Origin of the sequence: Allobosea sp. Tri-44, from assembly GCF_004123845.1 — a bacterium.
Taxonomy (GTDB): Bacteria; Pseudomonadota; Alphaproteobacteria; order Rhizobiales; family Beijerinckiaceae; genus Allobosea.
Map to the genome: position 1 here is coordinate 67,984 of NZ_NBDP01000003.1, position 15,300 is coordinate 83,283.

At 65.8% G+C, this 15,300-nt stretch carries 14 protein-coding genes; 3 read left to right on the top strand and 11 right to left on the bottom strand.

The window, feature by feature from the left end; genetic code table 11:
- Nucleotides 1–2: 2 nt before the first annotated feature.
- The 8 genes from alaS to B6S44_RS00390 all read right to left on the bottom strand — a co-directional run bounded on the left by alaS (nucleotide 3) and on the right by B6S44_RS00390 (nucleotide 11,478).
- Nucleotides 3–2,654, bottom strand: a complete 2,652-nt coding sequence (alaS, locus tag B6S44_RS00355; protein WP_129155532.1) for an alanine--tRNA ligase — start codon at nucleotides 2,652–2,654, stop codon at nucleotides 3–5.
- A gap of 186 nt (nucleotides 2,655–2,840) precedes the next feature.
- The gene (gene recA, locus B6S44_RS00360) at nucleotides 2,841–3,926 is read right to left on the bottom strand and encodes a recombinase RecA (protein ID WP_282568159.1); all 1,086 of its coding nucleotides are present in this window, start codon (nucleotides 3,924–3,926) and stop codon (nucleotides 2,841–2,843) included.
- Between the two features lie 178 nt (nucleotides 3,927–4,104).
- Nucleotides 4,105–4,578: a DUF4189 domain-containing protein gene (locus B6S44_RS00365; protein WP_129154829.1), complete on the bottom strand. Its 474-nt coding sequence runs from the start codon at nucleotides 4,576–4,578 to the stop codon at nucleotides 4,105–4,107.
- A gap of 9 nt (nucleotides 4,579–4,587) precedes the next feature.
- Complete coding sequence (locus tag B6S44_RS00370; protein ID WP_129154830.1) at nucleotides 4,588–5,268, bottom strand: hypothetical protein; 681 nt, start codon at nucleotides 5,266–5,268, stop codon at nucleotides 4,588–4,590.
- A 13-nt stretch (nucleotides 5,269–5,281) separates the two neighbouring features.
- A complete protein-coding gene (locus B6S44_RS00375; protein ID WP_248309429.1) occupies nucleotides 5,282–5,827 on the bottom strand; it encodes an invasion associated locus B family protein in 546 nt (181 codons plus the stop codon).
- Between the two features lie 40 nt (nucleotides 5,828–5,867).
- A complete protein-coding gene (locus tag B6S44_RS00380) occupies nucleotides 5,868–9,749 on the bottom strand; it encodes a YadA-like family protein (protein WP_129154832.1) in 3,882 nt (1,293 codons plus the stop codon).
- Nucleotides 9,749–10,186, bottom strand: coding sequence for a hypothetical protein (locus B6S44_RS00385; protein WP_129154833.1), 438 nt, complete (start codon nucleotides 10,184–10,186; stop codon nucleotides 9,749–9,751). Before B6S44_RS00385 ends, B6S44_RS00380 begins: the two co-directional genes overlap by 1 nt.
- A gap of 344 nt (nucleotides 10,187–10,530) precedes the next feature.
- Nucleotides 10,531–11,478, bottom strand: coding sequence for a LysR family transcriptional regulator (locus tag B6S44_RS00390; protein ID WP_129154834.1), 948 nt, complete (start codon nucleotides 11,476–11,478; stop codon nucleotides 10,531–10,533).
- A 278-nt stretch (nucleotides 11,479–11,756) separates the two neighbouring features.
- On the opposite strand from B6S44_RS00390, the gene B6S44_RS00395 reads away from it, so the two are divergent.
- Nucleotides 11,757–12,275: a hypothetical protein gene (locus B6S44_RS00395; RefSeq protein ID WP_129154835.1), complete on the top strand. Its 519-nt coding sequence runs from the start codon at nucleotides 11,757–11,759 to the stop codon at nucleotides 12,273–12,275.
- Here B6S44_RS00395 and B6S44_RS00400 read toward each other — a convergent pair.
- Nucleotides 12,210–12,749, bottom strand: coding sequence for a hypothetical protein (locus B6S44_RS00400; RefSeq protein WP_129154836.1), 540 nt, complete (start codon nucleotides 12,747–12,749; stop codon nucleotides 12,210–12,212). The genes B6S44_RS00395 and B6S44_RS00400 overlap by 66 nt on opposite strands.
- 39 nt (nucleotides 12,750–12,788) lie before the next feature.
- Nucleotides 12,789–13,367 (bottom strand): TetR/AcrR family transcriptional regulator, encoded by a 579-nt coding sequence (locus tag B6S44_RS00405; RefSeq protein ID WP_129154837.1) that lies wholly within the window; start codon nucleotides 13,365–13,367, stop codon nucleotides 12,789–12,791.
- Between the two features lie 85 nt (nucleotides 13,368–13,452).
- Between B6S44_RS00405 and B6S44_RS00410 the strand changes: the two genes are divergently transcribed.
- Both B6S44_RS00410 and B6S44_RS00415 read left to right on the top strand, forming a co-directional pair.
- Complete coding sequence (locus B6S44_RS00410; protein ID WP_129154838.1) at nucleotides 13,453–14,274, top strand: crotonase/enoyl-CoA hydratase family protein; 822 nt, start codon at nucleotides 13,453–13,455, stop codon at nucleotides 14,272–14,274.
- 10 nt (nucleotides 14,275–14,284) lie between these two features.
- Nucleotides 14,285–14,704: a DUF1330 domain-containing protein gene (locus B6S44_RS00415; RefSeq protein ID WP_129154839.1), complete on the top strand. Its 420-nt coding sequence runs from the start codon at nucleotides 14,285–14,287 to the stop codon at nucleotides 14,702–14,704.
- Between the two features lie 11 nt (nucleotides 14,705–14,715).
- On the opposite strand, the gene B6S44_RS00420 is transcribed toward B6S44_RS00415, so the two are convergent.
- Entirely contained in the window at nucleotides 14,716–15,189 is a 474-nt protein-coding gene (locus B6S44_RS00420; protein WP_248309377.1) for an ester cyclase, read from the bottom strand.
- Nucleotides 15,190–15,300: the final 111 nt, after the last annotated feature.

Below are 15,300 nucleotides of genomic sequence, written 5' to 3' on the forward strand. Positions count from 1 at the left end.
TCTCAGCCCATCGCGTCGGCGACGGCGTCGAGCGCGGCCTGCGCCTGCGCGCCGTCGGGGCCACCGGCCTGGGCCATGTCGCGACGGCCGCCGCCGCCCTTGCCGCCGAGGCGCTCCGACGCTGCGCGCACCAAAGCGACCGCATCGAAACGCTCGGTCAAATCGGGCGTGACGCCGACGACGACGCCGGCCTTGCCGTCCTCGGCGACGCCGACGATGGCGACGACGCCGGAGCCGACGCGGGTCTTGGCCTCATCGACCAGGCTCTTCAGGTCCTTCATCTCGACGCCGGTGACGGCGCGCGCCAGCAGCCTGGCACCGGCGACCTCGCGGATCGGATCGCTCGCTTCGCCGCCGCCACCCATGGCGAGCTTTTTGCGCGCTTCGCTGAGCTCGCGTTCGAGCTTGCGGCGCTCCTCGACCAGTGTCGCGACGCGCGCCGGGAGTTCGGCGATCGGTGCCTTCAGCAGCCCGGCCATCTCGTCGAGCGCGACGCTCTCCTCGCGCAGGTGACGGCGCGCCGCCTCGCCGGTGAGCGCCTCGAGCCGACGCACACCGGCTGCGACGCCGGCCTCGGACAGGACAGTGACCAGACCGATATCGCCGGTGCGGCTGGCATGGGTGCCGCCGCAGAGCTCGACCGAGAAGGTTTTTGGCGTGTTGGAGTCACGGTCGGTGCCCATCGACACCACGCGGACCTCGTCGCCATATTTCTCGCCGAACAGCGCCCGTGCGCCCGAAGCGATGGCGTCGTCGACCGACATCAGCTTGGTGACGATGGGCTCGTTCTGCAGCACCAGCCGGTTCGCCATCTCCTCGACCCTGGCCAATTCCTCGCGCGAGATCGGCTTGGGATGGCTGAAGTCGAAGCGCAGGCGTTCGGGCTGCACCAGCGAGCCCTTCTGCGCGACATGGTCGCCGAGCACGCGCCGCAGCGCCTCGTGCAGCAGATGGGTCGCTGAATGGTTGGCGCGGATGCCGCCGCGCCGGCCATGCTCAACCGTCAGCTCGGCCGGCTTGCCGATCCCGATCTCGCCGGAGACGACCTTGACCTGATGGGCGAAGACATCGCCGAGCTTCTTCAGGACATCGGTCACCTCGGCCTTGAAGCCGTTGCCGACAAGGCTGCCGGTATCGCCGACCTGACCGCCGGATTCGGCATAGAACGGCGTCTGGTTGAGGATGACGATGCCGCTCTCGCCTTCCTTCAGCGTCGTGACCTCGGCATTGCCCTTGACCAGAGCGGTGACCACGCCCTCGGCGCTCTCGGTATCGTAGCCGAGGAACTCGGTTGCGCCGACGCGCTCGCGCAGCGGGAACCAGAGCGTCTCGGTCGCGGCCTCGCCGGTGCCGGCCCAGGCAGCGCGCGCCTTGGCCTTCTGCTGCGCCATCGCCGCGTCGAAGCCCTCGATGTCGACGCCGACACCGCGGGCGCGCAAAGCATCCTGGGTCAGGTCGAGCGGGAAGCCATAGGTGTCGTAGAGGGTGAAGGCGACGTCGCCTTTCAGCTTGTCGCCGGAACCCAGCGCCTGCGTTTCCTGGTCGAGGATCGACAGGCCGCGCGCCAGCGTGGTGCGGAAGCGGCTCTCCTCGAGCTTCAGCGTTTCGCTGATCAGCGCCTCGGCCCGGATCAGCTCGGGATAGGCCTGGCCCATCTCGCGCACCAGCGCCGGCACCAGCCTGTGCATCAGCGGGTCCTTGGCGCCGAGCAGCTGCGCATGGCGCATGCCGCGGCGCATGATCCGGCGCAGCACATAGCCGCGGCCCTCGTTCGAGGGCAGCACGCCGTCGGCGATCAGGAAGGCGGAGCAGCGCAGATGGTCGGCGATGACGCGATGGCTCGCGCTCATCGGCCCGTCCGAGGGGACGTTGGTGAGATCGGCGATGGTGCGGATCAGCGTCGCGAACAGGTCGATCGAATAGTTATCATGCGTGCCCTGGAGCACGGCGGCGACGCGCTCCAACCCCATGCCGGTATCGATCGAGGGGCGGGGCAGGTTGGTGCGAATGCCACCCGCCGCTTCCTCGTACTGCATGAACACGAGATTCCAGATCTCGATGAAGCGGTCGCCATCCTCGTCGGGCGAGCCCGGAGGGCCGCCGGGGATGTGGTCGCCATGGTCGTAGAAGATCTCGGAGCACGGGCCGCAGGGGCCGATGTCGCCCATGCGCCAGAAATTGTCGGAGGTCGCGATCCGGATGATGCGCGAATCCGGCAGGCCGGCGATCTTCTTCCAGAGCGTGTACGCCTCGTCGTCTTCGGAGTAGACCGTGACGGTCAGCTTTTCCTTGGGCAGTCCGAATTCGCGCGTGACCAGGGTCCAGGCATGGGTGATCGCCTGTTCCTTGAAATAGTCGCCGAAGGAGAAGTTCCCCAGCATCTCGAAGAAGGTGTGGTGGCGGGCGGTGTAGCCGACATTGTCGAGATCGTTGTGCTTGCCGCCGGCGCGGACGCATTTCTGCGCCGTGGTGGCGCGCGCGTAAGGGCGCTTCTCCTGGCCGGTGAAGACGTTCTTGAACTGCACCATGCCGGAATTGGCGAACATCAAGGTCGGGTCGTTGCGCGGCACGAGCGGGCTCGACGGCACCACCTCATGGCCGTTCGCCTTGAAGTAATCGAGGAAGGTCGACCTGATCTCGTTGACGCCGCTCATCGCAATCTTGGCTCTGCTCATGCTGGGGCCGGCTGGCCCGGCGCAGTGGTTCTAGTCAGCGCATGTGCGCCTGTCCAGAAAGCGCCAGCAAGGACACAGTCCCGGCAAGAAGCTGACCACAAAACGGAAACGGGCGGCCTTGAGGCCGCCCGTCGACTTAATGACTCTGCGCCTTGGTTTGAAGGCTCAGGCCTCGCCCTCGTCGAGGTCCTCGGCGGTCGGATCGGCGTTCTCCAGGATGCGCTCGGCGACCAGACCGGAATTCTGGCGGATGGTCGTTTCGATCTTGGCGGCGACGTCCGGATTGGCCTTGAGGAAGGTCTTGGCGTTCTCGCGGCCCTGGCCGAGGCGCTGACTGTCGAAGGAGAACCAGGCGCCGGATTTCTCGACGATGCCGGCCTTGACGCCGAGATCGACCAGTTCACCCGCTTTCGAGATGCCCTCGCCGAACATGATGTCGAACTCGACCTGCTTGAAGGGCGGCGCGACCTTGTTCTTGACGACCTTGACGCGGACCTGGTTGCCGGTCGCCTCGTCGCGCTCCTTCAGCGTCGAGACGCGGCGGATGTCGAGGCGCACCGAGGCGTAGAATTTCAGCGCATTGCCGCCGGTGGTGGTCTCAGGGCTGCCGTACATCACACCGATCTTCATGCGGATCTGGTTGATGAAGATGACCATGCAGTTCGAGCGCGAGATCGAAGCAGTGAGCTTGCGCAGCGCCTGGCTCATCAGGCGCGCCTGCAGGCCGGGCTGGTTGTCGCCCATTTCGCCTTCGATCTCGGCGCGCGGCGTCAGTGCCGCGACGGAGTCGATGACCAGCACGTCGATGGCGCCGGAGCGGACCAGCGTGTCGGTAATTTCGAGCGCCTGCTCACCGGTGTCGGGCTGGGAGATCAGCAGATCGTCGAGATTGACGCCGAGCTTACGGGCATAGACCGGGTCGAGCGCATGCTCGGCGTCGACGAAGGCGCAGACGCCGCCCTTCTTCTGCGCTTCCGCGATGGTGTGGAGCGCGAGCGTGGTCTTGCCGGAGGATTCAGGCCCATAGATCTCAACGACACGACCACGGGGCAGGCCGCCGACGCCGAGCGCGATATCGAGGCCGAGCGAACCGGTCGAGACCGTCTCGATCTCGATCGCCTGCTGGTTCTTGCCCAGGCGCATGATCGAGCCCTTGCCGAAAGCCCGTTCGATCTGCGAGAGCGCCGCGTCGAGCGCCTTGGCCTTGTCCATCGAAGAGCCTTCCACGAGCCTGAGATTCGCCTGATTCACGACGTGCGCTCCTTATGGCAGGGGCGCGACCACATCTCAATCCGCGCCATGGGAACGACTATGGTCATGGTTTGTTCTCTCTCGCAAGTTCTTTTTTTGTTCTCATTGGGGTGTAGTGGAAATTGTAGGAGTCGGCCGGTCGACGGCCGCGTTCCGGCTTGTCCTTCGAGCCGTTGCGTCAGGTGCACACCCATTCGCGCACTGCGCACCGCGTGCCTGTCCGCTCGCAAGCCTGCACGGCCTGATCCTCGGCCTGCTGGCGCGTCGGCGCAGCCCTTGCACTCCAGGGCGTGACGCGGTCGCTCTTGTCCTCGGCGACGGCGAGCGCGCCGCAGTGATGGTAGGGGAAGCCGGTGCGGTCATCATCGTCCCAATGGCGATGATTGCGGAAGACGCTTACGACGACGCATTCGTCGCCCCCAGCCCGCCGGCAATGCGCGAGAGCCAGATCCGCCGCCTCTTGCCGCTTGTCGGCGCCCCAGAAGAAGCCGTGCTTCTGGTTCGTGCTCGAATAGGCGATCGCCGCCCAGATGCCGCTTTCCTTTGACGCGGGCGGCCCCTTGACCGGCCTGGTCTGCAGATCGGCTGCGCCGAGCTGGATCGAGCAAGCGAAAAGCACGGCGATCGCCGCAATGGCAGAGCGGAGTGTCATCTTGGCTCCTTATTGTCGGGCGGCCGAGGCTACGGAAACGACGACGCAGCCACTCGCCGTCGGGAGAAGCAGGGCGTTTCCGCCATTATTGGCGAGGGCGTAGACGGCGATCTGTCCGAGGTTATTGGCGAGTTTGCTGCCTTGCGGGAGAACGGCCGGAATCTCGCCGCATGGGGCGGAGAAGGGCGCTACCCGGACCATGGTGCCTTCGCAGGTCGATTGCGTCGGCGCGGCGAAAACGACGCCGGCGGCAGGTCCGCTATAGTTCTGGGCTGTGTAGCTCATGCCGACCAGGGCCTGCACGGCATGACGATCGGCAGCTTCGCTGTTCCACGACGACTGGACGTCGTATTTCGCGCCATTCGTCAGCAATTCACCGAGGACGGGGAACACGGTGGAGCAGTTCTTCAGGCCCGCCTGCCTGGCGTGTTGCAGGAAGGGCGTTTCGGGGCGAGATCGGTCGGCCTTGTTCGTTTCCGCGATCGCCGGTTGCGAGACGAGGTTGCGGATCGTGGCATAATTCATCGAGCCGTAGGCGAGTCCGCCCAGGACAACGATGCCGATGGCGGAATAGGTCGCGATCCGGGTCCAGCTGCGTTTGGACGCGGCGCCGTCGTCGACATGGCCTGGCCGGGCCGAATGGCCCTGCTGCCGCGACATGATCCGATCATGGATGGATTGCTGGTTCATCGGCCTCGCCTGTTCATCTGATCGCCTCGACCGCTTTCGAGAGCCCTTTGAAGGTGGCGGCCAGCGTCACGGTCTTGCCGCCGGTCGTCTCATAGGAGACCTCCGGGGTCGCGCTCCTGGAAATCTGCTCGCGCAGGACCGGTCCGACGGGAAGCATTCCGACGCAGACCGTGGCGTTGCAGCCGTCGAGCTGGACCTTGACCGGATTGGTCTGGCCCGGAAGCCTCAGCGATATCGGTCCGGGGTATTTCGCATCCGGCGCGGTGCGCAGGATCATATAGGGCTTGCCGTCCTTCGAGGCCGCGAGCGACCAGCTGAAGGCCAGGCGGCCGGCCGAATCTTCGATGGTCTGGGTCACGTTGCAGACCTTCTGCCGCGCCTGCAGGTTTTCGTCGCAGATCAGCGTCCAGTTTTCGAAGGGATGGGTGATCCGCCGATAGCCGCCCAGCTTCGCGTTGGGAGGCAATGCCACGTCGGAGGGCTTGATCCTGTAATCGGAACCGGCCGGCGCCTGTCCGGCCGCGTTCTGGCCGGACAGGAGCAAGCAAGCCATGGCCATGGACACGGCTGATGCGGCTCGCTTGTCAGTCATGCCGGCCTCAGTTCAGCGTGACGCTGACACCGGCGCCGACACCCCATTCGCCACCGCTGGTCGCGCCGGTCAGGTTGGCACGGACGCGGCCGTTTTCGCTGGTGTAGCCGGCGCCGAAGGCGAACGCGCCCTCGTTTCGCCAGACGCCGCCACCGGCCGCCACGCTGAGCTTGCCGGGACGATCGTCGAAGCGGAGCGACGCGGCGGCAAGCCCGACCGCAGCGGCTTGCCTCGCCTCCTGGCGAGCTGCGCGAATTTCCTGGTTCAGCTGTCCGAACTTCTGGTCGGTATAGGCCCTGCCGGCATCGACGATGTTTGCGATCTGGCTGTCCGTGTAGGCCTTGGCCTCGGTAATGCCCCGGTTGAGCTGGTTGACGTTGACGGCGTCGGTCCCTCTCACGCCTTCGGCGACGTTGGAGATGACGACCGGCGCATTGGGGTCGCCGCCCTGCAGGGTCAGGCTGTTCTTCTTGCTGCCATCCACGTTGAGGTCATAGAAGACGGCGCTGTTGGTGATCGCGCCGATCCCGCCTGCCAGGCTTTCCAGCGCCACGTTGGTCGCATAGAGCTGCGAGCCGTTGATCGCATCGGTGCTGGCCGCCGAGATGCGTCCGGCGGCGACGTTCGTCAGCGTCCTCTCCGAGCCGACATTGCCGATGCTCACGGTGCCCACTGGGGCGGCGCCCGCGAAGTTGTAGACCGTGCCGCGGATCGTGGTGCTGGCGGTCCCGACGGCTGCGTCCGTCGCGGAGCCGGCGCCGAGCGCGACGCTGCCGGCGTGGTTAGCCGTGGCGCCGGGGCCGAGGGCGAGCGCTTGGATGCCGTTCGCGGTCGAGTTGGTGCCGAGCGCGACTCCGTCCGCCAGATTGACCGTCGCGTTCTGGCCGATGGCGATGCCGCCGGGCGCGGTCATCTGCACGATGGCGCCGTTGCCCATGCCGATGCCGTTGTCGCCATTGACCGTTGTGCGCGGGCCGACCGCCACCGAGTCGACACCGACCGCCAACGAGTCCGAAGCGGTCGAGTTGGCGTGGAAGTACTGGATCGGCGTCACCGAGAAGGAGCTCATGGCGCCCTTCAACTGCCGAAGCGTGACGGCGTCCTGGTCCAGCGTTCCGTCAGCCACGTTGGTGATCTGGCGGAAGGATGTGGCATTGCCCACCGAAACGGCGCCAAGCAACGTCTTGTCGGTGGTATTGTAGGGGATGAGATTGGTTCCCACCGTAATCGTGCCGGACGCCGGCGCCAAAGCACGATCGGCGATCGAGCCCGAGCCGAGCGCGATGCCGCCCAGGACGGTGGCCTGGCTGTCGCGGCCGAGCGCCAGCGAATTGTCGGCGGCGGCGGTCGCCTGGTAGCCGACGGCCGTGGCCGCGATCCCCTGGGCGAAGGAATCGGTGATCGCAAGGGTCCGGTCGTTGGTGCGCACATAGCGGATGCCGTCGCCATTGGCGTCGGTGTAGGCGGTCGAGACATTGCCGGCGATATTGTTGACCGTCGTGCCGAGCGTGGCGAGGTTGGTCGTGTTCACCGTGACCTGCTGGTTGGTCGCAAAGAGCTGCGAGCCGTTCACCGCGTCGGTCGATGAGGCCGTGAGCTGGCCTGCCGCGACGTTCTGGATCTGGCGCTCGGCGCCGGCCGAGCCGACCGAGAAGGCGCCGATCGGCGCCGTGCCCGCGAAGCTGTAGGCCGTGCCGCCGATCGTCGCGCCCGCCACCGCCGTCGTCGTGCCCGACACCGAATTGAGGCCGATCGCGACGTCGCCGGTGTTGTTGGCCACTGCATTCGGGCCGATGGCGACGGAATCCGTCCCCAGGGCCTGCGAATCCGGCAGGATCGAGTTGGCGTGGAAATACTTGATGCCGGCGCCGGTGGTGATGTTGTTGACGGTGATGCCGATGGCGTCGACCGCCTGGTTGGTCGCGAAGAGCTGCGAGCCGTTGATCGCGTCGGTCGAGCCGCTGTTGATCCGGCCCGCCGCGACATTGGTGATCGTGCGCTCGGCCCCCGCCGCGCCGACGCTCACCGTGGAGGTCGGGCCCGTGCCGGCGAAATTGTAGGTCGTGCCGTTGATGACGGCGTTCGGGGTGCCCACCGCAACCGCGGTCGCCGAACCTGAGCCCAGGGCGACGTCGCGGGCATTGTTGGCGACGGCAGCGTCACCGAAGGCGACCGCGCCCGCGGCGCCCGCCCGGCTGAAGTTGCCGAGCGCCACCGAGCCCTGGCCGATCGCGACGTTGTTGTTGCCGATGGCGACCGCGCCATTGGCCTGGTTGGCCGCCGTGGCGCTCGCCGTGCCGTCGGCATTGGCGATGTTGTTGGCGCCGCCGGTGAAGGCGCCGGTGCCGCTGGCGAAGCTCGGGTCGCCGATCGCGACCGCGCCGTCGCCATAGGCGACGTTGCCGGCGCCGATGGCGACAGCCTTGCCTCCGCTTGCGTTTGCGTTGGTGCCGATGGCGACGGCGTCGACGGAGCCCGCAGTGGCCTGGAGACCGACCGCGATGGCGTTGGCTGCGGACGCCGACACGTCCGTGCCGATGCCGATGGCGCTTTGTGCGCTGGCGCCTGCTCCAAAGGTGCGCGAGCCGAGATAGATGGCGTTCAACCCGGATGCGCTCGCCGAAACGCCGACAGCGACGGCATTCGTGCCGCTGGTTACGGCGCCGATGCCGAGCGCGGTGCTGGCGATTCCGCTGGCATTGGCGTTGACGCCGGCAGCGAGAGTATTGGCTCCCGTCGCATTCGCGCCGGATCCGAATGCGGAGGCGTTCTGGCCGCTCGCAATAGCCCCATTGCCGATTGCTGTGGCAAAATCGGCAGTGGCCTGCGTGGCCTGGCCGAGCGCGACGGCGAAACCGCCGGACGAGACCGCATTGGTGCCGATCGCGATGCTGTTGGGTATGGCCGTGTTGGCCTGAACGCCTGCGACCGCGCCGAGGCCGAATGCGATGGACTGATTGCCCCAGGCACTGGCGTTCCTGCCCATCGCCGTGGCGCTCGTGCCCGTCGACCGGCTCTGGCGCCCGATCGCAACGGCGTCGACCTGGGACGCCAATACGTCCGTGCCGATGGCGACGGCGCTCTCTTGAAGCGCGCCCATTCCCGCAGCGGTCCGGTTGCCAAGATTGACGGAGTTGATCGCGGTCGCGGTCGCCTGGAAGCCGATGGCGATGGCATTCTGGTTGCTCGCCGTGGCGCTGTTACCTTGGGCAATCGAATCCAGCCCGGACGCTGTTGCCCCATGCCCGATCGCGGTGGCGCGCAGCCCGGTCGCCCGGGTAACAAAGCCGATCGCCGTCGACTCCAGTCCGTCGGCTCGCGCGTTCAGGCCAAAGGCGGCCGCGCCTGCGGCTGCAACCGAGTTGACGCCAATGGCGCTTGCTGCGTCGCCGGTGGCTTGGGCGTTCCCGCCTATGGCGAGTGCGTTGACGCCGTTTGCGCCTGCGAAGACACCTATGCCTATGGCATTGAGGCCATTGGCACTCATCGCATTGCCGATGGCGATCGAAGCGTTGCCCGTCGCACTGTTATTGGTGCCCAACGCCACGCTGGTCGCGCCATTCGCTTGGGTACCGGCACCGATGGCGACGGAGCTGGCGCCAACCGCCGTGCCGCCGCCAGCCTGATATTGCGCCCGGGCTGGCGAGGAGAGGCCGAGCGCGGCGAGCGCGGCGAGGCCGCCGATCGCGCCGGCCGAACGCAGGCCCCCGCCGGCGCCCAAGGTCCCGAGACCCATGCCCTTGCGACTGACGCCGAGCACGCGGTGGGCCATGCGCAGCACCGCCATCAGCCGGCGGCGCAGCGAGCGGCTGTCGCCGCCTGAAACCCAATTGCCGGTGAAGCCGCCACGGAACCTACCCTGCGCGCGCCCGTCAGTGCAGTCAGTCATCAGCCCACTTGCTCCTTGGCCCCGCTCGAAAGCTCTCGATGTGCCGCATCGGCTTTGGCGTCTGTGTGATCGGTGGTTTCTGGGTGATTGGTTCGGTCGCGCTGTTCCGCCAGCGTCATTGCGATTTTGGTCCCGTGCTCCTCCGCCAGGCCGAAAGCTCTTTCGACCCATGGCTGGCTGGGTTCGGGAACAGCATGCAACGCTGCATGGACGCGCTCGGGCGGCAGCTTCCGCCCGATGACGGCGCTGCAGGCCGTGAAATGAAGAGCCGGGTCGCGCTCGGCATAGAATGGAGAGGTCAGGCCGAGGACGAGGTGAGAGAATAGAAAATCGATTTCCGCCGTGGTTAGCCGGTCAACATATTGACTCTGTATAGCCGTCCATGCCGCGTCGGCCTTAGAGCAAATTAATTCAAATTCAGTAATTGTTTTGCTCATACGTTAAGTCGACCGCCGCGTCAGAAGCCTATTAGAGCTGTTTGATGAGTACCTATGGTTGCGCGCCTAGGTAAAGCACCAATTCTGCCTCTTTGAAGACACGGAATTAGCGCATTGAGCTTGCGGTATGGATTTGCTGAAAAAACTGGCAATCCTTGGAATCTCGCTGAAAAACACGGCAAACGTTAGCCTCTAAGTGCTGTGTCATGCGCTACTTGTTAGGGCGGCATGTCTGAGGCTCATGATTGACGCGTTGTTAGGCGGTCGGACGAGTGCGTGCGCGCGCAGCGCGTTCGGGCCTGCGGTGCTCTGACGTGCGCCGAAATCGCTTCACGAATCAGGCTCTACTCGTCTCCAGCTTTGCCGGAGCGGGATTCGCGCTGTCCGAACGCTCTCAAAGCGTCACAGACGACGCCGGCGAACGCCGTCGCGGCCGGTGACAGGTTGCGGTCGGGCGATCTGCAGCAGGCGAGCACATTCTGCGACAGAAAAGCATCGTCGATCTCGACATGAGTCAGTCGCGCCCGAGCTCCTGCCTGCTCTCGCCCGGTCACGACGCTGACCCCGACTCCGCATTCGACAAGCGAATGGATCAGCTCGAAGGAGTTCGTCTGGACGATCGGATGGATCCGCGCATCGGACCCACCGAAGGCGATATCGAATATCTGTCGTATGAAACCCGGTCCGTCCGGCAGGATGAGATTGTGTCCGCCGAGATCCGACAGCGCGACGGACGCTCGCGCCGCAAGCGGATGGTCGGGTGAGGCGATCATATACATCTTGAGAGAGAGACTCTCCATGTATGACAGCTCCGCGTCCGGAGCGAAATTATAGGCAACGGCAAAATCGATGTCGCCATCCTTCAGGAGCGAAACGAGTCCACGCGTGCTGTCGACTTTGACGCCGAAGGTTATATTCGGATGTAACTTCTGAAATCTTTTGACCGCTTCGGGTAGGATGGTATTTACGACGACATCGTTGAATCCGAGCGTCACATGCCCGCGCCCCAGACCCTGCAGCGCGATGATTTCATCGTTTGCGGTGCGCAGTTCATTGATCGCCGAACGCAGGCGGAACTGCAGGATGCGTCCCGCCTCCGTCAGTTGCAGTCCGGCTCGACCACGCGCCCTTTCGAACAGCTTGACGCCGAGATCGGTCTCGAGGTTGCTGACCTGCCGGTTGATCGCCGACGCTGCGATGTGCAGGGATTCCGCCGCGGCGCGAAAGGAGCCGCGCTCGGCCACCTCGGAGAAGTAGCGCAGCGCGGTCGAGCCCACCAATCTATGAATCACCGGGTGCTCCGATAGCCATGCAACCGCCTGGTTTTCCGTCGAAAAATCACAGGGATTGCGAATCCAGATGGCGGGCAGCCCTCGCCATTCCGTCCATGAGGCGTGATGACGTTAGGTAACTGTCAATCGGTAACGTCGGCGGCCACTCAAATGAGTTAAATCGTTTGAAATTTTTCCTGGCATATGCGCCGGGGACAGCCGCAATGCCAGGATGCTCGCTTTAACGGGGTGGTTGTGGATCCGAGGAGCGAATACGATCGGTCCGAGGAGCGTGAAGCGTGATGCGCAAATCCCTGATCCGCCTGCTTCTCATCCCGCTCGACCTTGTCGTGGGGCTCGTCATCCTGCTCGACGAGCTGGTGCGGCCGCTCTACCGGCCATTGATCGCCTGGTTCGCCTCACTCCGGCTGGTAGCGCGGCTGGAGACGGCGATTGGGCGGCTGCCCCCCTATGGCGCGCTCGTCGCTCTCGCGATTCCCTTCGCCATCGTCGAGCCGCTGAAGCTGCTCGGCCTGCTGTTCCTGGCGCGCGGAGCGTTCATGGCCGGCATCGTCACGACGGCGATCGGCCATCTCGCCGGCTTCCTCTTGGTCGAGCGCGTCTATCATGCCGGGCGGGCGCAGCTCCTCACCATCCCCTGGTTCGCCCGGATCATGGGCTGGATCGATGCGATCCGGCAGGTTGTGATCGGGCGGATCAAGGCGAGCGCTGCCTGGCGACGTGCGGTCTTACTAGGGCAGGCGGCGCGGGAGCGCTTGCGTGGCTGGAGACTCTGGTTCGCGCGCCGGCGCGCCTGACGGAAGAGCCTCAACTTCCGGCTCTGCCTGCCAGGCGGCGGCAAGCCGCTCCAGCTCAATTGTGTAGCAATACAGCGCGAACACGATCGCGAGGAGCAGGCCGGAGCGCCATACCAGGGTGAAGCTGTCGCCGAATTTCGTCAGCTCCGGCAGGTGACGCAGGAAATAGATCGAGGCCAGCGCGCCGCCAACGATCGCGCCGAGACGGGCGGCGAACGCCAGGACATGTCCAAGAGGCAGGCTGCGGAAGCCTTGCGGCACCGGCAGTAGATAAAGCCGCGTCCAGTAACAGAATTGGCCGAGCAGCGCCGCCACACAGACCTGCGCCAGAATCTCGCTCGGCAGTGTCTGCTGCTGGCCGATCCGCTCGACCAGGATGCGGAAGGCGGTGTGGATATGGAAGAGGATCACCAGCGCGCAGAGAGTCTGCACGATCAGCAGCAGCGTGTAGGCGAGGACGGGCCGTTGCGTCATGGGCGCACGATAAATCGCAGCCCGGTGCTGATCAACGCGCTAGCCTCGAAACGAGCCTGCGGCCAGAGCAGCGGCGGCGCGGCCGGCGGCCTCGACATAGGCCGGGTCGCGGTGGACGAGCATGACCGAGAAGGCGCCGTCCATCAGCAGCACGACCTGGCGGGCGAGTTCGTCTGGTGCCGCGACGCCGTGGCTGGCGCACTCGCTGGCGAGCCAGCGCTCGAAGCCGGCCTTGTGGCGCGCGCCGATCTTGATCGCGGGATGGCCGGGCAGGTTGGCGAGCTCGGCGGCGGTGCGCAGGAAGCCGCAGCCCTTCCAGCGTGGATGCCGGGCCGAGCGCGCGAGGTTCTGGAAGATCGCCTCGATCTTCTGCGGCAGCTCGCCTTCGGCCTTGTCGAACCAGCCGGCCATCAGCTTGAGATTGGGCTGGTCGCGCGCCTCCAGATAGGCGGCGACGAGCTCGTCCTTGCTCTCGAAATGATAATAGAGCGTGCGCTTGGTGACACCTGCCTTCTCGGCAACAGCGTCGACGCTGACGGCGCGGATGCCCTCGCCATAGAAGAGCTTGCTGGCGGCCTCGATGATGCGGGTGCGCGTCGGCTTGTCAGGTTCGGCCATGGCCAATGTATACCGTACAGGTAGTATACATCGTCAAGCCTGGAGCGCAGCTTCGACCGGTCGAAACCGGAAGAAGGCCAAGGCGATGCCCGACAATGATCCCGTCCTGATTCACCAGCGCGAGGCGATAGCGACGCTGACGCTGAACCGCCCCGACAAGCTCAACGCGCTGAGCTACGGGCTGATCGACCGCCTGCTCGAAATGCTCGACGCGATCGAGGTCGATCCCTCCATCCGGGCGGTGATCCTGACCGGCGCCGGCGAGCGCGCCTTCTCGGCCGGTGGCGACATCCACGAATTCTCGCAGAGCGTCGCAGCCGGGCCGGAGCAGGCGGTGCGCGATTTCGTCCGTCGTGGCCAGGCGCTGACAGCGCGGCTGGAAGCCTTCGGCAAGCCGGTGATCGCGGCGGTGAACGGGCTCGCCTATGGTGGCGGCTGCGAGATCACCGAGGCGGTGCCGCTCGCCATCGCCAGCGAGCGCGCGATGTTCGCCAAGCCGGAGATCAATCTCGGCATGCCGCCGACCTTTGGCGGGACACAGCGCCTGCCGCGGCTCGCCGGCCGCAAGCGCGCGCTGGAATTGCTCCTGACCGGCGACCCGTTCACGCCGCAGCGGGCGCTCGAGCTGGGGCTAGTCAATGCGGTGGTGCCGCATGAGGAGCTGCTGCCGGCGGCGCATGCGCTGGCGGCGCGCATCCTGCGGCATTCTTCGCTGGCGGCAGCGAGCATTCTCATCGCGGTGACGCGCGGCATCAACACCAGCATCGCCGAAGGATTGCTGATCGAGAGCGAGCAGTTCGCCCGCATCGTGCCGACGGCCGATCTGCGCGAAGGGCTCGACGCCTGGATGGCGCGGCGCCAGCCGGTCTATTCCGGCGACTGGTCGCTGGTTGCCAAAGCCGGCTGAGGGGGTGGGGATGAGCGATCATACGAGCTTCAGCCGCGAGACCTTCGCCGCCTTCCGTGCCGATGACCGGCCGGGCCCGGTGCAAATGCTGAACCTGATCCGGCTCAATGCCGAGGCGCAGTATCCGGCCGGGCTGCATGGCGGCGGTCGCGAGGCCTTCGCGGCCTATGGCCGGATCAGCGCGCCGGTGTTGTCGCGGCTCGGCGGGCGCATCATCTGGCGCGGCGGCTTCGAGCAGATGCTGATCGGCCCGAGGGGCGAGCGCTGGGACATCTGCTTTATCGCCGAATATCCCAGTGTCGAGGCCTTCGCCGCGATGTTCCGCGATCCGATCTATCGTGAGGCGATGGTGCACCGGCAGGCGGCGGTCAGGGACTGCCGGCTGATCCGGCTGGAATCGCGGGAAGCCGGCGTGACCTTCGCGGGATAGGGCAGGGTCGCTCAGTTCTGCTTCAGACGCCCGATCAGGCCATGGATGTCGCCGAGCACGAAGAGGTCGCGGACGAGGCCGCCTTCGAAGGTGAAGGCCGGTGCACCATGCCACCAGACATGGCGGCCTGTTGGTGGCACCCCGAACATTTCGCGACGATGGAAACCGTGGAAGCGCAAGCGTCCGAAGATGCGGTTGCCTTCCTCGACCAGCGCGAGGATGTCGGAGGTGTAGTCGCCGAGCGAGCCGGTGACCCAGTCGACATAACCCGCGAATTCGCGATGGCCGCGCAGGACCGGGCCGAGCGAGCCGCGAAAGGTGAAGTCCTCGTGGAAGATCCGCGGGATCAGCGATTTGTCGGCGTGATCCCACATCTCCTTGTAGAAGACCCTGACGATCTCCTTCTGCGGCGAGAGCGTGACGCCATCGAAGGCGAGTGCGGGTTCGTCCTGCGGCGCGTCCCGTCCCTTCGGCATCTCAGTCATGCTCGGCTCTCCTTCGATGCCGCAAGGTCTGCCAAGTGCGTGCCGAGTGAGACATCAAATGTCGCAAAGCGCCATTGGGCAATCACGCATGCCGGGCTGCGTGGAGACCCC